18 protein-coding genes and 2 tRNA genes are annotated in these 19,772 nt (G+C 34.9%); 15 read left to right on the forward strand and 5 right to left on the reverse strand.

Annotated features, from left to right (window positions below; translation table 11 throughout):
• Positions 1–143: 143 nt before the first annotated feature.
• From rplU to AAGD70_RS05630, 5 genes are all read left to right on the forward strand, one after another.
• Positions 144–446: a 50S ribosomal protein L21 gene (gene rplU, locus AAGD70_RS05610; RefSeq protein ID WP_065094687.1), complete on the forward strand. Its 303-nt coding sequence runs from the start codon at positions 144–146 to the stop codon at positions 444–446.
• 10 nt (positions 447–456) lie between these two features.
• Positions 457–726: a 50S ribosomal protein L27 gene (gene rpmA / locus AAGD70_RS05615; protein ID WP_038249057.1), complete on the forward strand. Its 270-nt coding sequence runs from the start codon at positions 457–459 to the stop codon at positions 724–726.
• A 9-nt stretch (positions 727–735) separates the two neighbouring features.
• A tRNA-Ile gene (locus tag AAGD70_RS05620) sits at positions 736–812 on the forward strand.
• 57 nt (positions 813–869) lie between these two features.
• Positions 870–2,042, forward strand: coding sequence for a methionine adenosyltransferase (gene metK / locus AAGD70_RS05625; protein WP_065094688.1), 1,173 nt, complete (start codon positions 870–872; stop codon positions 2,040–2,042).
• A 228-nt stretch (positions 2,043–2,270) separates the two neighbouring features.
• Positions 2,271–3,103, forward strand: a protein-coding gene (locus tag AAGD70_RS05630) for an IS5 family transposase (protein ID WP_264718686.1) whose coding sequence is annotated in 2 segments (ribosomal slippage) — positions 2,271–2,637 and positions 2,637–3,103 — 834 coding nt in all. Because the reading frame shifts where the segments join, the coding sequence is not laid out codon by codon here.
• 1 nt (position 3,104) lies between these two features.
• On the opposite strand, the gene AAGD70_RS05635 is transcribed toward AAGD70_RS05630, so the two are convergent.
• Positions 3,105–5,735: an efflux RND transporter permease subunit gene (locus AAGD70_RS05635; RefSeq protein ID WP_281173535.1), complete on the reverse strand. Its 2,631-nt coding sequence runs from the start codon at positions 5,733–5,735 to the stop codon at positions 3,105–3,107.
• A 175-nt stretch (positions 5,736–5,910) separates the two neighbouring features.
• Here AAGD70_RS05635 and AAGD70_RS05640 point away from each other — a divergent pair, with 175 nt between their 5' ends.
• Positions 5,911–6,633 (forward strand): hypothetical protein, encoded by a 723-nt coding sequence (locus AAGD70_RS05640; protein WP_065094637.1) that lies wholly within the window; start codon positions 5,911–5,913, stop codon positions 6,631–6,633.
• A 3-nt stretch (positions 6,634–6,636) separates the two neighbouring features.
• On the opposite strand, the gene AAGD70_RS05645 is transcribed toward AAGD70_RS05640, so the two are convergent.
• Positions 6,637–7,374: a glutamine synthetase gene (locus AAGD70_RS05645; RefSeq protein ID WP_065094638.1), complete on the reverse strand. Its 738-nt coding sequence runs from the start codon at positions 7,372–7,374 to the stop codon at positions 6,637–6,639.
• A gap of 325 nt (positions 7,375–7,699) precedes the next feature.
• Between AAGD70_RS05645 and dnaA the strand changes: the two genes are divergently transcribed.
• Positions 7,700–9,082 (forward strand): chromosomal replication initiator protein DnaA, encoded by a 1,383-nt coding sequence (dnaA, locus tag AAGD70_RS05650; protein WP_065094639.1) that lies wholly within the window; start codon positions 7,700–7,702, stop codon positions 9,080–9,082.
• A gap of 27 nt (positions 9,083–9,109) precedes the next feature.
• Here the strand turns inward: dnaA and AAGD70_RS05655 are convergent, their stop codons facing one another.
• Positions 9,110–10,384, reverse strand: coding sequence for a metallophosphoesterase (locus AAGD70_RS05655; RefSeq protein WP_065095325.1), 1,275 nt, complete (start codon positions 10,382–10,384; stop codon positions 9,110–9,112).
• A gap of 190 nt (positions 10,385–10,574) precedes the next feature.
• On the opposite strand from AAGD70_RS05655, the gene AAGD70_RS05660 reads away from it, so the two are divergent.
• From AAGD70_RS05660 to AAGD70_RS05695, 8 genes are all read left to right on the forward strand, one after another.
• A tRNA-Leu gene (locus AAGD70_RS05660) sits at positions 10,575–10,662 on the forward strand.
• A 29-nt stretch (positions 10,663–10,691) separates the two neighbouring features.
• Positions 10,692–11,774 (forward strand): GTP cyclohydrolase II, encoded by a 1,083-nt coding sequence (locus AAGD70_RS05665; protein ID WP_065094641.1) that lies wholly within the window; start codon positions 10,692–10,694, stop codon positions 11,772–11,774.
• A 72-nt stretch (positions 11,775–11,846) separates the two neighbouring features.
• Positions 11,847–12,527, forward strand: a complete 681-nt coding sequence (locus AAGD70_RS05670; protein ID WP_065094642.1) for a virB8 family protein — start codon at positions 11,847–11,849, stop codon at positions 12,525–12,527.
• On the forward strand, positions 12,514–13,314 hold the full coding sequence (gene virB9 / locus AAGD70_RS05675; RefSeq protein ID WP_174525402.1) for a P-type conjugative transfer protein VirB9: 801 nt from the start codon (positions 12,514–12,516) through the stop codon (positions 13,312–13,314). Before AAGD70_RS05670 ends, virB9 begins: the two co-directional genes overlap by 14 nt.
• Before the next feature lie 16 nt (positions 13,315–13,330).
• Entirely contained in the window at positions 13,331–14,773 is a 1,443-nt protein-coding gene (locus AAGD70_RS05680; protein WP_065094643.1) for a TrbI/VirB10 family protein, read from the forward strand.
• 1 nt (position 14,774) lies between these two features.
• A complete protein-coding gene (gene virB11 / locus AAGD70_RS05685; RefSeq protein WP_065094644.1) occupies positions 14,775–15,767 on the forward strand; it encodes a P-type DNA transfer ATPase VirB11 in 993 nt (330 codons plus the stop codon).
• A gap of 30 nt (positions 15,768–15,797) precedes the next feature.
• Positions 15,798–17,798, forward strand: a complete 2,001-nt coding sequence (locus AAGD70_RS05690; RefSeq protein WP_065094645.1) for a type IV secretory system conjugative DNA transfer family protein — start codon at positions 15,798–15,800, stop codon at positions 17,796–17,798.
• A 121-nt stretch (positions 17,799–17,919) separates the two neighbouring features.
• Complete coding sequence (locus AAGD70_RS05695; RefSeq protein WP_065094646.1) at positions 17,920–18,735, forward strand: P44/Msp2 family outer membrane protein; 816 nt, start codon at positions 17,920–17,922, stop codon at positions 18,733–18,735.
• Positions 18,736–18,799: 64 nt separating this feature from the next.
• On the opposite strand, the gene AAGD70_RS05700 is transcribed toward AAGD70_RS05695, so the two are convergent.
• A complete protein-coding gene (locus tag AAGD70_RS05700; protein WP_255356229.1) occupies positions 18,800–18,931 on the reverse strand; it encodes a hypothetical protein in 132 nt (43 codons plus the stop codon).
• Positions 18,907–19,746 carry a peptide chain release factor N(5)-glutamine methyltransferase gene (gene prmC / locus AAGD70_RS05705; protein WP_065094647.1) on the reverse strand — a complete coding sequence of 280 codons (840 nt, stop codon included), beginning with the start codon at positions 19,744–19,746 and terminating at the stop codon, positions 18,907–18,909. The genes AAGD70_RS05700 and prmC overlap by 25 nt, the downstream gene beginning before the upstream one ends.
• Positions 19,747–19,772 lie beyond the last annotated feature (26 nt).

The raw sequence follows: 19,772 nt of genomic DNA on the forward strand, positions 1-19,772 counted from the left end.
TGAGAAAAAGTAGATAAAGGGTGAAGAAAGATAGAAGTGTTTAGATAGCTCAAAAAGAACGTTAAGTCATGCTTTTTATTTATATTGACAGCGTATATGACATCGTTTACGATTAAAGTTAATAACAATAATTTATATTTATCATGTTTGCAGTAATTGAGACTGGTGGAAAGCAATATTTAGTAAAAGAAGGTAGTATAATAAAGGTAGAGAAGTTAGAAGCTGAAGAAAAAAAAGAGGTGGAAATCAATCAGGTGATTTGTATTTCAAATAATGGCTTATCTTATTCATCTAATGCTACTGTTAAAGCTGAAGTGTTGGAGCAGTGCAGGGGGGAAAAAATTATAATCTTTAAGAAGAAAAGAAGAAAAAATTACCGTAGGAAAACTGGTCATAGGCAGTATATAACTGTTCTTCGTATAAATGAAATTAGTCTTCAAAAGTAAGAGGTAAGATATGGCAACTAAAAAATCAGGTGGTAGTTCCTGTAATGGTAGAGATTCAGCGGGTCGTAGGTTAGGAATAAAGAAGAATGGGAAGGTTATTCCTGGTAACATAATTGTGCGCCAAAGAGGCACAAAATTCCATCCTGGGAAGAATGTTGGTATAGGTAAAGATCATACGATTTTTGCTAAAGTAGAAGGCTGGGTCAGTTTTAGAAGGTCAGCAAATAAAAAGACTTTTATTGATATCGTGCCTACAGATAATATGAAAGCTTCAGCTTGAATAAATCATGGGTCTGTAGCTCAGGTGGTTAGAGCGCACGCCTGATAAGCGTGAGGTCGGAGGTTCAACTCTTCCCAGACCCACCATTTAGTAGTTACTAACTGTGTTTTCTATAGCGGTTTTGATATTGTATAAGCAAAAACATGAGTTTGTATAAAAATTTAGTAACCAGTGAATCAGTTGCGGCTGGTCATCCAGATAAAGTAGCAGATCAAATTTCAGATGCAATACTTGATAAATACCTTTTTACTGATCCTTTTGCGCGAGCTGCAATAGAGACTTTAGTCACCAAAGATAACGTTATTATAGCTGGGGAAGTGTTTGGGCCTAACATTAAGAATAGCAAGATTAAAAGTATTGTACGGAATACAATAAAAGATATTGGTTATGAGCATGATGGTTTCCACTGGAAAAAAGTGAAGGTAAATATATTGCTGCATGAGCAATCAAATGACATTGCAATAGGGTTGGATCAAGGTGCTGGGGATCAGGGCATAATGTATGGCTATGCAACAATAGAGACAGAAAACCTTATGCCGGCACCCATTTTTTATGCACACTCGATTCTGAAAAATATCATGAGTGCAGTTAAAGAAGCAAAACTTGGTCCAGATGCAAAGTCACAAATCACTTTGGCATATGAGAATAACCTTCCAGTACGTGCTGAAAGTATTATTGTCTCAATACAGCACCCTGAGGATTTGGATCAATCAAAAGTAAAAGAAATAATTTACCCTTACATAGTTTCATCTTTACCTGAAGGATGGATGTGTTCTGAGGAAAATCTCTTAGTCAATCCAACTGGTAGATTTGTTATTGGTGGACCAGTTGGTGACTGTGGATTAACCGGACGAAAAATTATGGTTGATACTTATGGAGGTTATATTCCACACGGTGGAGGGGCATTTTCCGGAAAAGATGCAACTAAAGTTGATAGATCTGCGGCTTATATGGCAAGATACCTTGCTAAAAATATTGTCTTTGCAGGTTTGGCTGAACGTTGTCTTGTGCAGCTTTCTTATGCAATTGGTGTATCAAAACCTACTTCATTCTATATTGATACATTTGGTGCGAATAAGGTAGAGGAAAGAGTAATTAAAAAGTTTATCGAGAATAATATAGATTTATCAACAAAAGGCATAATCAAGCATTTATCGCTTAATTGCCCTATATATAAACGTACAGCCTGTTATGGACATTTTGGTAAAGAGTCAAAAAGTGACGGTGGATTTTCTTGGGAAAGCATAAACTTGTCTGCTGATCTTCGTAGAGAATTCAATATAGAAGGTAATAGTAAAATTTCTTTAGATTGCTAAAATTTTTGATTTACAGCCCCATATTTATATACTAGCTTATTGTTAAAGCATAGCACGCTTTTTCATAATAATTATACTATATTAGTAATAATTTTTATATTCAATTTTTATTGTGAGGCTTATAAAGTGTATAACGAAATAGAAGGAGAACTGTACAACGTAATTGTAAGAGGTTGTCCACAAACCAAGGAATACGTAGTATATAAAGAAAGAATATTGAGGTAAGAGATGAGGAAAAAATATCCAACAGATTTAAGTAAAAGGGAATGGGCAAGAATAGAAAAACACTTCAGAGTATCGTACAAGAAAGGAGGAAGGCCACCAAAATACAGTAAGTGTGAGATAGTAAATGCAATTCTTTATATACTGCGCACAGGATGTCAATGGCGCTATTTACCACACGATTTTCCGCCGTGGAAGGCTGTGCATGAACAGTTTAGAAGATGGAAAAAGCAGGGAATTTTTGAGAAAATGAACTATGATATCACTAAATATAGTAGGTCAAAAATGGGAAGAAATGAGGAGCCGAGCGCATGCATAGTGGACAGTCAATCGGTAAAAACCACGGAAAAAGGGGGGTCAAAGGTTATGATGGTGCGAAAAAGGTAAAGGGGAGAAAAAGACATATAATCACAGATACTCAAGGATTTGTGCTTGGTTGCTATGTAGGAGCTGCAAGCGAAAATGACAGAGATGGGGTGAAGATGGCATTGGACAATATGAAGGAAAAATACAGCAATATTAAGAAAATGTGGGCTGATATGGGATACCAAGGAAAAGATTTAAAGGATTACGTAAAGAGAGAATATGGGATAGATATTGAAATTGTCAAAAGGCCTCCATGTAGGTTTTGGGTGCATAAAGATACACCACTAGAACTATTGCCACAACGGGATCCTGGATTTTCAGTACAGCCGAGAAGGTGGGTGGTAGAGAGGACTTTTGCTTGGATCAATAGAAATAGAAGGCTATCAAAGGAGTACGATTTACTTACAACATCTACTGAAAGTTTCATATATCTGGCTATGAGTAAAGTTATGTTAAGTAGGGAATATGCTTGATTTACTGGTTTGTGGACAACCTCTTAAACTGTGTCACTAATACCAATATCATTAGTGTAATCGCTAATATAAAAGCCTTTAACAAAAATGCTCCTGATTTTTGTTGATCTTCTTTGTCGCCTTTAAAATCAATTTTTACTCCCTTGTCCCAATCCTGGGCAATAGAATTCTGAATGAACTTTACTCTTTCATCAACAAGATAGCCAGTATCAACGTCAGCAGAGATTGTCACTGTGCGTAATCCATCAATCCTGTTTAGTTTGTTTACCTTTTTTTCGGGAGCATATTTTACTATATTGCTCATAGGATACGGGCCATTAACTGTATTGATAAAAAGATTGTCTATAGTCTTCATGTTGCGATCCTTTCCAGGGAAACGGAGTACAATATCGATTTCTTCATCCGTGTTATTTGGTCTATATTTTCCAATCAACACTCCATTTGTAACCATCTTTATAAAATCGCCAATGGTTGCAACACTTACTTCAGAGCTTGTAGCCTTACTCTTATCAACACTCATATTCCACTCTATTTCAGGTGCTGATCTGCTATCTTGAATATTTATAAACCCGGATGAAGGTTGGTTCATAATTTCTAGAATTTTCTCTGCTGCTAAATTCAAACTGGATACACTCCCGCTGAGGTTAATTTGTATTGGCTTGTCAGCCGACGGTCCTGGCTTTTCCTCTTGAACATTAATTATTATTCCTTTCATGTCTTGCACACTGCTCCTTATATCATTTAGTATGTGCTTAGCTTTGCGCCTGAAGCGCCAATCCATAAGTTCTAGTTGTATTCTGGCGATAACGTTGTCTGAAAATGCTCCTGATCTAGCATAAGAAACATGAATTTCTTTTTCAATGCTCAAAATGCGTTCTTCCACTTCTTTGAGTATCAGATCTCGTTCTTTGGCTGATAAGCTTTCTTTTGCTTTAACACTGATTAAAATATTATCTGAATCCACTTTCGGAAAAAACTTTACTCCAGGACCAAAAGTAAAGTACAGCACACTAAATGAAAACAAAACGAATACAGTAGCACATACGAATTTTTTAGGATGATCCAAAACCTTCTCTAGCATGCGTACGTAAGCTCTTATTATAGGCCCAGCATTTTTTATTTCACCACTTTCTATAGCACTCATTTTTTTTATTTCTTTTTTTGAAGTTATCGAAGGCTTACCAAATATTGCACCAAGTGTTGGTATAAAAACCAAAGCCATAATGAGCGATCCAGTCAAAGTTAGAATTATTGTAATTGGTATGTACTGCATGAATTTACCAACAGTATCAGGCCAGAATAATAGAGGAAAAAACACTGCTAATTTAGTTAACGTTGATGATAGAACCGGATAAAACATATCGCGAACTGAAGTGTAAAAAGCTTCTACTTTGTCCATTCCGCAGATCATCTTTCTATCGGCAGATTCGCTGATCACAATTGCATCATCAACCAGCATGCCAACAGCCATAATTAAACTGAAGAGCACAACGATATTTAAGGTTATACCCATAAAGTAAAGAGCTATTATCCCAATCAGAAAGGAACCGGGTATCGAGAGTGCCACAAGAATAGCAATCCTTGTTCCCATAGAAAGCATCATTATGATCAATATTAACAACACAGCAAATATTATGCCGTTTTCCAAGTCATCAAGCACATCGCGGACGTTTTTTGACTGGTCATTTAAGTACACCACTTTTAAATTTTCAGGTAATTGATCTTTTGCCTTATCCATTAAGTGTTTTACTTGATTTACTGTGTCTATTATGTTTTTTCCGTTACGTTTTGAAATTTCTAGCACGACACTAGGTAATCCATTAATGCGAGCAAATCCTTGGTGATCCTCAAACCTAGGGTATACTTTTGCTATATCTTTGATTCTCAAAACTGCATCGCCTTGAGATCTAATAGGAATATTCATAATATCTTCTATATCTTTTAATAACCCTGATATTTTAATCGAATATTTACCGGTATCATTTTCCAGTGACCCAGCTCCCACTAGTCTGTTATTGCTTGATATAGCTTGGAATATTTCGTTTGATTGAATGTTATATTTTGTTAGAACTGTGGGCTCAATTATAACTTCCACTGTTTCTTTACGCATACCTGCCACTTCAACTTTGAGAACATTTGGCAGAGATTCTATTTCTTTCTTTAACTTGCGTGCTATTTCAGTTAAGGCTCTTTCTGGCAAATTACCAATTAAGCCGACATTGAGTATCGGAAATAAGCTCAAGTTTATTTCATTGATTATCGGAGATTCCGCTTCAACAGGTAACTTCGATTTTATGTTTGAAAGCTTTGAACGGACATTATCGAGCACTTCTTTATTATCATACTCTGTTCCAAATTCGAGTACCATGTGAGCACCATCATTAGTTGCAAAAGCTCTCAATTCTCTTACATCTTCGATGGATCTTAGTTCATTTTCTATAGGAAGCACTAATAGCTTTTCACTATCTTGAGCAGAAATCCCAGGAAGTCCAACAAACACGCTGATTATAGGAATCTGTATATCAGGATTGCTTTCCCTTGGCATTTTTACATAAACGTATGAACCGAAGATAAAAATTACTATAAGTAATAATACCACCGCCCTGTTTCGCTCTATGAGTAAGCTCTGCATGTTGAATGTTAGCTGAATATGTGCGTTTGTACAATATTATAGTCGAGATACATTGCATATTAATTAATCCTTGTGTAGCTTTAAAACTTTACGCAAATAATTAAAATTTTTGCAAAATTGCAAGTATAAGAAAATTTCTGTATAATAATTCTAGAACAGTATTTGAGAGGTTATTATGGTGGCAATTCTAAATATAACAAAAGGCAAAAATAAAGTTATTGTGTCTGGATTAGCTGGAGCTTTATCAGCTTTAATATTTTTAACAGCAATCCACATTGCCGCAAAGATAGCCATTATCGTTTCTGCTGCTGCAGTTACTTACTTATTACTTTCGCTGATTCATAAAATAAGAACTAAAAAAGAACAGCCTGCTGAAATTACTGGTGTTTCAGGAGATGAAGGTGAAGAAAAAGGTACTGTAAAAGAACCAAAAAGAACTGAAACTGAGCTAGCAGAAGAAATAATAAGGAAAAGAGCAGAAGAGCGCATGGAGAAAGGATCACTTGGTGGCCCTATAAATGCGTTTGGCGAACCAATTCTTGATGAATTTAAGAACACTGAAGGCAGTCATTCTGCTGATTATACAAAAACTATGGTAGTACCTGAGAAAATTATTCTTGACATGTCAGATGATAGAAATCCTGCACAAAATAACTCTAGCTCTATAAAGAATCAGATGAAATCTCTCCCTGAACACATGGATGTATCTGGTAATCCACTTCCTGAGCAGCCACCGAGCAACCTTACCAATATAGGGCTTGGATCATCTAAAAGTACGCAGAAACTATCTGCTGCAGACTTGCTATTACAGTATGGGAATGTAAATAATGATGTGAGGAAAGTGCTAGAATGGCCAATTATCTCAAAGGAGTTTAATGGGTTAGGGTTTAACAGGTAGTTGCTATATCAAACTCTCCATCTTATATTGAGGATCAGATGCAATGCCATACACTCTATTTGGCGGAGCAATTTTGTTCTCTATACCAAAAACTATGCCTTCAATTATTGCTGTGAGTACTTTTTCAAGGTTACAATCTGCTCCAGGAACACGGTGCTCTAGGCGGCATCTTTTGGAATCGTTGCCAAAATAGGGAATTCTTATCGCAGCAGTTCTGTTATTTACCCCCCAACTAATCGTAGTTGGAGTATAAATATCCGGGTACTGAAATCTTAAATATGAATCATCATTTGGAGCGAAAAACAACATATGTTTTTTCATCATTGCACATAATCCACCAATACTGTGAATCAGATAGTCACTGTACTTTTGCTCATTGATATAAAATAAGTTATCGTTATTTGAATTCACGAGATTAACATGCACATTTAATGCACTGCCTGCTCTATCCAAATAGGGCTTTGCTTTAAAAGAAATATTCCCACCTAGTTTTTGTGCTGTTTCAGTAAGTGATTGTTTTGCTAACTCAAAATGCTTAATTAAATTGTCGGAGTTCGTATAACAACCACTTTTTATCTCATACTGATGTGTAGAATTCTCCTTCTCGCAAGAAAATTCAAGAGATGCTATTTTATTTTTGATGCTATTCAGAAATAAGTATTCTTTTTCTATTCCTTCAATGTAAAACTCTAGTTCAATACCGAATACAGCATAACAACTCAAATTACTTAATATAATCATAAATTTGCTTCAGTAAATCTATATTAGGTTAGCTATATTTATATGAATACTTTACTTATTTGCCAGTAAATTTAACATCTTATTTATACATAATGTATTACTGTTTTTAATAGCATGCTTCTAATCCTCGATACAAGCGACATTTACAAATTTTTCATTTTTTTGAAATAAAAATGATCAATTTTAGTGTTTTTATACCCTTTACAACTCATCAAAAAATCACCATAATTTTTAGTATGTATTAAGTAATATTAGCTTTTCATTTTGCAGTAAGCTGTTGATTATCTTGCATCTTTCTGATTATTGTTTTTTCTTGGTGTGGTATATGAACTTAACTAGCCCTAAGGTTTCTACTATGTTTTTTGATCAGATTATTACAGTAACGGATCACAATGTTACTTGGGAAAAAATTCAAAATTGTCTTTATAATCTCTATGGAGAAGCAACATATAACAGCTGGCTGAGTTCACTAAAATTTGTCAGTAGCAGAAATGGGGAAGTTCTTTTATCCGTGTCAACAAGGTTTATAAAAGAGTGGATTACAGTTCATTACATGAAAAAAATATTATCATTATGGCAAAGCGAGGATCAAAGTATATGTTCTATTGATATTCAAGTAATTGAAGAAAGGAATTCAAATTCTAATGTTATACTAAAAAACAGAGAGGAAAGTAATCATAATCTTGGTTCACCACTGGATCCCAGATTCACTTTTGATAATTTTGTGGTAGGAAAGTCAAATGAATTAGCATTTACAGCGGCAAAGCGTGTAGCGGAATCTATAGATCCAATATCAGGCAGCAATCCTTTGTTTCTATATGGTGGAGTGGGACTTGGTAAAACACATTTAATGCATGCTATAGCTTGGCACATAGTCAATTCCCCATCAGCAAAAAGAAAAGTGGTATATCTATCAGCAGAGAAATTCATGTACCAATATATTACAGCGCTGCGAAGCAAAGATATTATGTTATTTAAAGAGCAATTTAGATCAGTAGATGTATTGATGGTAGATGATGTGCAATTTATCAGTGGTAAAGATAGTACACAAGAAGAATTTTTTCACACTTTCAATGCATTGATAGACCAAAATAAACAATTGGTTATATCAGCTGATAGGTCTCCTAGTGATCTTGATGGAGTGGAAGAAAGAATAAAATCACGACTCGGTTGGGGGTTGGTGGCAGATATTAATGAAACAACTTTTGAATTAAGACTTGGTATATTGCAGGCAAAAGTGGAGCAGATGAATATGTATGTTCCGAAAGATGTCCTAGAGTTTTTAGCAAGGAACATAAAATCTAATATAAGAGAATTAGAAGGAGCATTAAATAAGGTTACCCATACCTCATTAATTGGAAGAAGTATGACGGTGGAGTCAGCTAGTGAAACCCTAATCGATCTTCTTAGGTCAAATCATAGGTCAATTACAATAGAAGAAATACAAAAGAAAGTAGCTGAATTTTTCAATATAAAGGTTGCAGATATGCAATCTAATAGAAGGCTTCGCAGTCTTGCAAGGCCAAGACAAATAGCTATGTATTTTGCCAAAAAATTTACGCAAAAAAGCCTACCAGATATTGGGAGAAACTTTGGTGGCAGAGACCATGCTACTGTTATACATGCAGTAAAACAAGTAGAAAATTTTATAAAGACCGACTCAAAATTTGCTGATGAAATCAATCGATTAAAAAAAATGTTTAAGTAGCGTTTTTAAAATAGCTAATAACAAATCCTAAAATGAATCGACTATAGTTTTAATCCGTTTAAGTTTAAAATCTTCTGTTAGCTTTGCAGAATACATTTCCTTATTATCTTGGTTATAGAAGGTAAATTTGTGATCATCTAAGTTTAGTATTGCAAAGCCAAAGCCGAAAAAGTTTCTAACTTCGTGTGCTAAGTAGTTTCTACCATTTGAATAGTCAAATTCTACATTTTGGTAGACGGGTTCTTGATCTTGAGCATGTAATAATGCACCACCGTTCCCAACTATAATCTGGTCTGGAACATTATCCATTAATAAAATCTGGGCTATATGAATGTGGCCAGAAACTATGGTAGTAACATTGCTTGGAAATCTATCCCCAAAAGCTTCAATTTGTGTAAGATTGCCATGGCTTTTTAATGTCAAAAATTCTTTTTTTGGAGATCTCCAAAGCGGTTTATGAGTTAAAAACCACATGGGCTTGTCAGAACTATTTTGTATCAATTTATCAAATTGCCTCTCAAAAGCATCAATTGTGCTTTGGGTTGTAAAAATATCCTCACCGGATGAAGAGTCGAAGATAAAAAATTTCATCGGTCCAGCATCTAAGGACCAACTAGAAACGAAGTTTCCACATTTTTCAGACGAAAAGGGGTATGAATCTAGATACCTGAACCATCCTTCATAAGCTCTATCACAACTCTCATGGTTTCCACGAACAAAAAGGAAAGGGGATTGTGATAAAATATCCTTTGCAGGCTCAAACCAATCAGCGTACCAAACTTCTTTATTATATCCATAAATATCGCCACACTTTTTTGTATTTCTACATTTTGTTTGTCTATAATGATAATCACCAACATGGATAATTAAATCTGGTTTATGAAGGGCGATTGAATCTAAATTTTTTTTTAAAGGCCAGCTATCTACCGAATTACATTCCTGCTGAAATAACATATTTATTCTACAGCCCGTGTCACCAATGAAAGCAATTTTATTAACCTTTTTTGGTAATATAGGAACCCGTAGATCCTCAATACTAATGTTTTTGGCACTTGTTTGTACTGTCAGTTCACAAACTGTTTCGTTATGATCACCATTGTTAATTGAGCTGCGATTCAGCATTTCTATTTCTTCGCCATCGACATAAACAATGGGACACATGTCATTGTCTGTAATTGCACGTATGCTTAGTTTATTTTCTGGGATAACTTGAGACCATGTGTATAATATTTGTGCATGGACGAAATGAAAGCTAGTTATAAGAGAGAGAGTTAAAAAAATAAAGATATTAGCTATATTCATTTGTATAAGAACCTTAGTTAAAAATTAGTAGTAAGGTTATCTTAAATGATTAAAATTTGTAATCACAAAATTCATAATCAAATTATACAAACAATTTCTAAATTATTCTAGTATCAGATTGACACTCTAGATGAAAAATTCTAAAATGATTAAGTAATTTAAAATAATTATATAAAAACTAGAATATAGTGCGGCCGTGGTGGAATTGGTAGACACGCAGCGTTGAGGTCGCTGTGGCTCATAAGGCCTTGGAAGTTCAAGTCTTCTCGGCCGCACCAGTTTTTATCGCTGTTTAATATGGGTAAAAATGTTTATAGGAAATCAGAGTAGCAATAAGGTAGAAAGAGCTATCAGCGAAATCAGGCGCGGTCGGCCAATTGTAATATATGATGAAAGTAATTACCTATTGTTCGCTGCTGCTGAGGCTTTAGAAAGAGATTTATTTAATCAATACAAGCTTATATCAAGTAATGTATATGTTACTTTAACTTCAAGTAAGGTAAAATACATATCTCAGAATAAAGAACATAACAGCAAACGTCTGTTGGTGAATAATTTTGATGAACTGCTCCATTTAATAAACTGTTCAAAGGAAGATTGCATAAAAGAGTTGCAATGCTCAAAGACAATAGATGAATGTGCTATTGCCTTGCTTAAGTTCTCAGAATTATTGCCATACGCGTTAGTGGCTGATATGACTTTTGAGAATAATCATGAAATGCGAAATTGGTGCGAGAAAAATGACGTTATTGCACTGGACACGTCATTCATAAATAATTTTCAAGAAAATCAGGATGTATATGAAGTGTGCAAAACATCATTATTTTTAAAACAGACTCAAGAAGTAAATATCATATCTTATAGAACCGAAAGTGGTGGAAGAGAACATCATGCAATTATCATTGGCAATCCAGATAAAGATGGCGAACCATTAGTAAGAATTCATTCTTCGTGTTATACGGGTGACTTGTTAGATAGCTTGTCATGCGATTGCAGAAGTCAGTTACATCAAGCAATTCAAATGATAGCTGACTCTGGAAGTGGTATTATATTGTATTTGATGCAAGATGGAAGGGGCATTGGTTTAACTAATAAGTTAAGAGCGTACAGTATGCAAAGAGGACATAATCTTGATACTGTTGATGCAAATAGAACATTGGGTTTTGAAGATGATGAAAGGAGTTTTGCTGTTGCAGCTAAAATGCTTAAGAAATTGAACATTAACAAAATCCAATTACTTACAAACAATGATAGAAAATTGTCAGAATTGGAAAGTAGTGGTATAGGAGTTACAAAGTGTCTACCACTTATTGTGGAACGTAATAAATATAACGATTCATATATGGAGACAAAATTTGGTAAATTAGGCCATAGATTAAGAGTTTTTTAGCTTTTTTGCTGTAACTACTTTGTTAATTTGCTATGTTTATTAACATAAGTTAAGATTTTTAGGAATACTAAAATGCTAAGATTTTTTAAACGAGAAAAAAATACTGAATCCTTAGATAAGGATATAAATTGGAATTCAAACCGCTACAGCACAGTTATTGCTCAAAGAAATATTCTACTTTTATTTGCATTAATATTATTAGCAACGATCTCTATCAGCATATTAGTCATATTTAAAATTAGCACAAGTAGCACTATTGAGCCATTTGTTATAGAAATTGACAAGAAATCAGGAATAGTGCAATTGGTTGATCCTGTCACAGTAAAAGAGTATTCTGCAGATGAAGCGCTAAACGATTATTTTATTTCAGAGTATATAAAAGCAAGGGAGGTTTTTGATCCATATCATTATAATTATAACTATTATACAAAGGTGAGGTTGTTTTCCTCACCTAATGTGTATAATGAATTTAGAAATTATATAGGATCGCAGAATATGGATGATCTTTTTAATTTATATTCAGATACCAAAAGTGAATTTAAAATTCGCTCAATTCAAAAATTGGGTAACGATGCTCTTCAGGTGAGATTTTTTGTGGAATTTACACGGAAAGATGGAAGTTCCACAAGAAAAAACAAGATAGTTATTATGTCATATAGGTATGCATCGCTTGAAATGGATGATCAGCAAAGATATATTAACCCATTAGGATTTCAAGTTATTTCATATAGAGTGGATGATGAATATGTATAGGATATTATTAGTTTTAGCTTTACTTGTCAGTGGCAATTTAAACGCATCCATTAATTATAATGAGCCTATTTCTGTAGATAGTAGAATAAAGACTTTTGTGTATAGCCCTAATGAAGTATTTACGGTGGTTTTTAGTCAGGGTTACTATTCTTATATTGAATTTGCGGAAGGAGAAAAAGTTAAAAATATCGCTGTTGGTGATGCATCAAGTTGGAAAATTAATCCTTATGACAATAAATTGCTTATTATGCCATTTGAAGTTAGTAGTCGCACTAACATGATTATTACGACAACTAAAAAAAGAAATTACATTTTTGATTTAATCTCAAGGCCAAACTACGATAAATACCCGGATACTGATGCTAAGAAAGTGGATCACGATTATTCTGCTGAAAAGGATATATCTTACGTAGTACGTTTTTATTATCCTCAAGAAGAAGGTGAATTTGATGTTGATTTAGATGAGGTTTCTTTACCTACTCAAATGCAATATACTACAGACAAGCTAGAAAAAATAATACAAGAAAATGATACGAAGTACAATTATACATATATTGATGAAGGTGGTAATGCGGATATAGTTCCGATCGAGTTATTTGATGATGGTTATTTAACCTATTTAAAATTTAGAAATAATAATAAAATACCTCAGGTTTTTGTAGAAGGGGAGGATAAACCTTGTAAAAGGCTGTTATTTGATGATTATGTTATAATAAAAGGAGTACATAAAAAGCTATTTATGCGTTATGAAGATGGTGAAGTTGAAATTATAAATAGGTCACTTTAGCTGTGGTACATGCAATATGAATAAAGAAAGGCGTAACAATTTAGAAGATGAATCAGAAATAGAGAATAAGGTAGTAACAGTTGGCTCTAATCAAGGTCATAGGGCATTGATGGTCATTATTTTAGTGCTTCTGGTTGGTGGAGTGTATTATCTCTATTTTAGTCCTTCTCATAAAGAGGGTTCAGAAGTTATTAAAAAAGAGGAAACAAAGCAAAACGTTCAAGAATTGAAAGGAAAGTTGGAACAAGTTCCAGATAATGTAATGGTTCCTGAAAGAATAATAACTGATCCCTTACCACCCTTACCTCCTCTTCCTACACCACCAATCATACCAGAAATAAAACAAATTAGAAAAGAAGAAGAGAAACCAAAAGAAACTCCTGTGTCAAATATACCTATTTTGCCAAAGCAAAATTTTCCTTCTAGTAATGTTATGGGCAATTTACCTACCTCGTTTCCTACAATAGGGGGTGGCGGTTATCCTAGAGACAGACGTAGTGCACAAATGTTAACAATTTCAGGTGGTAGTGGAGAGAACAAGGCTGCTGATGCTATTTTATCCGACACTTCAGCACAATCGAGCAAAGCTACCAGAGTAGGAAAGCTTAGTTTAATGGTTACTCAAGGTAAAATTATTGATGCTGTGCTTGAAACTGCAATAAACTCTGATCTGCAAGGAATGCTGCGTGCTATGGTGAGTAGAGATGTTTATGCAGAAACTGGTGATACAGTTTTAATACCTAAAGGCTCAAGATTGATAGGCAGTTATTCATTTGACTCGAATGTTGCTAAATCTCGTGTAAATATAAACTGGAATAGAGTGATTCTGCCACATGGAATAGATATTGCAATCTCATCACTTGGTACTGACGAGCTTGGTAGAGCAGGGATAGCAGGAATAGTTGATAACAAAATAGTAAGTGCGTTATTCTCTTCAGTGACACTTGCTGGCGTTTCGATTGGTTCGGCTGTTATAGGGCAAAAGGCTTCTAATCTTATTGATGCGCTAACTGCCATGGATGCAGTAAAGTCTATCACTGCAACCGAAATAGATTTTTCTTCTCTCCAACTCATTATTGACCCAGAAAAGAAGATATCTAGTGACAAATGGAAATTAGGCCTTGGGGCTATCGGAAGAATTCGGAGTGCCAAAAGCAGACAAGATTTACTAAAAATAATGAAAGAGGAAATAGCAAAAGCACTAGGAATTGGAGAAGACAAGGTAAATATAAGCCTGGAAATTGTAAATCAACTGTTAGAACAAATTCAAAGAAAAAGCAAGTCTGTTTATGATGAAGCAATCGGGAAGTCAATCGAGGATTTTTCTAAAGATATGCGGGATATAGTAGGCAGATACACAGATAAAAAACCAACTATTTATGTTGATCAAGGCACTGCATTGAAAGTATTTATTAACCAAGATATAGTATTTCCTCCACAGGCAATATTAAATCAATGAAATGAACTATGCTGCACTTGATACATATTTGGAGCCATTACAAGGCATATTTCAAGAAGAAGGCGTAAATGAAATATCAATAAATAAGCCAAAGGAAGTATGGATTGAAAATCGCGGTGAAATAAGGTGTGAAAAATTAGAAGTATTCGATCTTAACCATTTGAAATCTCTTGGCAGACTGATTGCTCAAGCTACAGAACAAAAACTTAGCGAAGAAGCGCCGTTACTTTCGGCAACATTACCAAATGGTTATCGTATACAGATAGTATTTCCGCCAGCATGTGAACCTGATAAAGTAGTCATGTCGATTCGTAAGCCTTCTAGCATGCAGTTAGCACTCGATGATTACGAAAAAATGGGGGCTTTTTCTGAAACTGTTACAGAAGCAACTGATAATCCAGTTGACCGTCATTTGGATTTATTGTTAAGGCAAAAAAAAATAAAAGAGTTTTTAGAATACGCTGTAATAAGTAAGAAAAATATTATAATTAGTGGTGGAACTTCCACTGGTAAGACTACTTTTACTAATGCTACTTTGCGTGCTATTCCAGCTGAGGAAAGAATTATTACTGTTGAGGATGCAAGGGAAATCGTTTTGAACGATCATCCCAATAAAGTCCATCTAATTGCCTCTAAAGGAGGGCAGGGCAGAGCAAAAGTAACCACTCAAGATTTGATAGAAGCGTGCTTACGTTTAAGGCCAGACAGAATAATAGTTGGTGAGCTCCGTGGAGCGGAAGCTTTTAGTTTTCTTAGGGCGATAAATACTGGTCACCCTGGATCAATATCAACCCTTCATGCAGATAGTCCAACAATGGCCCTTGAGCAAATAAAATTGATGGTTATGCAGGCAAATCTTGGCATTCCTCCAGACCAAATTATACCATACATTAGAAATGTGATTGATATTGTTATTCAGCTAAAAAGAACCGGTGGGGGCAAAAGAAGCATTTCTGAGATATTATTTACTAGATCTGCGAGCGAAAATGCTTAAATTTATACATAAGTTAAGGAAGAGTAGTTTATGAGTAATGGAAATCACCTACGTAATATTCTCATAGGAGGTGTAGTAGCTTTTAGCGTACTTGATTTTTGCTTCTATCTATCTGGTATATTGTTTGTTCTGTTTGCTGATGGTCCGGATGCTGTGGATTTTAAGGCAATTAATCCTAGTTTGACGCCTTTCCCTCAAGCTCTTTGGCCAACGATTTTTGATCATATACAATATTGTTGGCATCATCCAGAGTTATATAGCCTTGAGCTCAAAATCACATTAATTATATCTTCTGCACTGCCTATCATTGTTTTAATGATTATTTTATGGAATTTAAGAGAAAGGATAATTGAGTGGCGACCATTTAAAAAGAAAGAATCACTTCATGGAGATTCGCAGTGGGCATCAGAGAAAGACATACGAAAAGCAGGATTAAGAAGCAAAAAGGGATTATTGCTTGGTAAAGATAAAAGAGGATACTTCATTTCTGATGGGTTTCAGCATGCATTGTTATTTGCACCTACAGGTTCTGGTAAGGGTGTTGGCTTTGTAATTCCTAATTTATTATTTTGGACTGACTCGGTAATTGTACACGACATAAAATTAGAAAACTATGAAATAACAAGTGGTTGGCGAGAACGACAAGGACAAAAAGTATACGTATGGAATCCAGCGCAGCCAGATGGAATAAGTCACTGTTACAATCCATTACAATGGATTAGTGAAAAACCTGGGCAGATGGTTGACGATGTGCAGAAAATAGCTAACCTAATCATGCCTGAACAAGACTTTTGGCAGAATGAAGCAAGAAGCTTATTTGTTGGAGTGGTATTATACTTACTTGCTGCACCAGAGAAAGTTAAATCTTTTGGTGAAGTTGTGCGTACGATGCGTAGTGATGATGTAGTTTATAATCTTGCTGTTGCTCTTGATACAATGGGTAAAATACTACACCCTGTAGCATATATGAATATTGCAGCTTTTTTACAAAAAGCTGATAAAGAAAGGTCAGGTGTTGTATCAACCATGAACTCATCACTTGAATTGTGGGCAAACCCATTGATTGATACTGCAACTGCGTCAAGTGATTTTAATATTCTAGATTTTAAAAAGAAGAAAATTACAGTTTATGTTGGTTTAACTCCTGACAACTTGACTAGGCTCAGGCCTTTAATGCAGGTTTTTTACCAACAGGCAACTGAGTTTTTATGTAGAAAATTGCCATCGGATGATGAGCCTTATGGTGTATTGTTTTTAATGGATGAGTTTCCTACACTTGGAAAAATGGAGCAATTTCAAACAGGTATTGCATATTTTCGTGGTTATCGAGTTAGGTTATTCTTAATTGTTCAAGATACTGAGCAGCTCAAAGGAATATACGAAGAAGCAGGGATGAACTCCTTTTTGTCAAACTCGACTTACAGAATAACTTTTGCAGCCAATAATATTGAAACAGCTAATTTAATATCGCAACTTATAGGAAACAAAACTGTACAACAAGAATCGTTGAATAAGCCTAAATTTTTAGATTTAAATCCTGCTTCAAGGTCATTACATATCTCTGAAATACAAAGAGCATTGCTATTGCCTCAAGAAGTTATTATGTTGCCACGTGACGATCAGATAATTTTAATAGAGTCGACTTACCCAATTAAATCAAAGAAAATTTTGTACTACAGTGATACCACCTTCACAAGAAGGCTGCTCAAACAAACTCGTGTGCCTACACAAGAACCATATGACCCAAACAAAGTTCTTTCTGCCGCTGCGAGCAAAGATAAGGTTAATAACGAGGGGAATAATGTTCTTGAGGGACCTAATTCAGTTGATTATCCTGTTGAAACTAAAACCGAAGATGCAGTATATGATGAATCAGATGAATTTGCAGACGAAGATATCGACGATAAGTTTGAAGATGATGATGACGAGGAAGATGAGGATAGGAGCGATGATGGGTTTGATGACGAAGAAGAGGAGGATGAATTTGAAGATGAGGATATTGACGATAAATTAAAAAATGACGAGAAGTAAGGTTAACTTTGCCTATTTTTAGCTCAGAAAAGTGCAAGTTATGCAAATAATTAGGTTTTTCATATTAAGCCATTTTTAATTAATTAGTATTAGATTAGCTATTTTAACTAGGGGAGTAGTAATGATTAGTAAAAAAACATTAGCGGTTACAGCACTTGCTTTATTGTTGTCACAACAATCTTTTGCGAGTGAAACAGAAGGATTTTACTTTGGTAGTGGGTATTATGGTCAATTTTTTAATGGCATGGGTGAATTGAAAGCAAAAATTGGAGATAAGGATGCTGCAGATACTAATAAGGTATCTATAAATGACAGGGATGCTCAGAATACAGAAGGTCAATTACTAAGTAAGTATAAAGGAGATTATAATCCGCCTTTTGCTGCAAATGTAGCATTGGGTTATACAGGGGAATTGAATGGCAATAGCTACAGAGCTGAATTGGAAGGAATGTATTCTTCTGTAAAAGTGGATAATATTGGTTTAACAAGCGGCCAGATGACAATATCGTACACAGAAGGCAGCGATAAATATGGATCAATTATTAATCATGACCAAATTGAGAACATATCTGTAATGGCAAATGTTTATCATCATTGGAAAAGTGACCGTTTCTCTTTTTCTCCTTATGTTGGGGTTGGAGTCGGTGCAACAAGAATGACAATGTTTGAAAAATCGTCAATAAGACCCGCAGGTCAATTAAAAGCTGGCCTTGATTATCGCATAAACGAAGATGTAAATATGCATATCGGATATAGAGGTTTTGGTGCTATTGGTAGCAGTGAGTACAAACTAGAAACCTTAAAGTGGGATACCGCAACAAGTCAAATGGCTAAACAAACAGGTAATAATCAAGTATCCACTACCATACAGAACGGCTTTTTTCATACACACGGCATAGAGGCTGGCCTTACTTTCCACTTTGCCAGCAAAGCTTAAACATGTTGCCCTTTTAAAAAATGCATAAAACCGTTCCTGTCATCCTATGGCTTGACCATAGGATCTAGTTAAATATAGATCCCAGTGTCACGCACTGGGATGACGAGGTAGAGGGTACTGGGATGACATAGGATAATATGGGATGAAGGAGATAATACAAGAAAACATTAGCTATGTTTTTTGCATAACTATGCATCTCTTCATTCCTGCCAAATCATATACATATTCCTGAAAAGCTAATTCGTATGAGGGGATTATTTTGTCAATATTGCTTTGATCTTCACCTATCTCCAATATCGCAAACCCATTTTTTTTAAGGCACCTCCTTAATATTGGAAAAATGCTCAAGTAACAGTTCAAACCATCAATTCCACCATCAAGAGCAATTCTTGGCTCTTTTTGCACTTCAGCTTGCAAGTCTTTCAATTTGCTTCTTTTAATATATGGAGGATTGCTAATTATCAGATCAAATGAGCCTCTGCACTCTGTCCATGAATTTGGAAATATTTTGGCTCTGCTGAGAAGATCATGTTTTTTTGTGTTCTGATAGGCAATTTTGTATGCTTCCAAGCTTTTTTCAAAACCGACGCCAACAGCATATTCATACTCACTAAGTACGGATATCAATAAACAGCCTGTACCTGTACCAAAATCCGCGATTTTTAGTTTCTGCTTTTTATTTGGGTAATATTTTAACACTGCTAGGATTATTGTTTCACTATCTGGTCTTGGATCCAAAACATGCTGGTTAACTATAAAATTTTTACCCCAGAATTCACGATTACCTATTATTTGCGATATTGGATATCTTTCCGCTCTTTTTTTTGTTAATTTCCAAAATAAAAGTTCTTTTTCCATCGGCACTTGATCAGCATGGTTCACAATTATAAATGATCTTTCCACTCCAAGTACGTGCTGCATGATGATTTCACAATCTAAATGTGGTGATTCAACTTTATGTGACGATAATAACTCCGATCCTTCTTGAATTAAAGTGCTGATTGTTTTCATTATTCTAAAAATGTGTTCCTTTCAGC

The organism is Wolbachia endosymbiont (group A) of Nomada flava, assembly GCF_964027055.1.
Classification (GTDB): Bacteria; Pseudomonadota; Alphaproteobacteria; order Rickettsiales; family Anaplasmataceae; genus Wolbachia; species Wolbachia pipientis.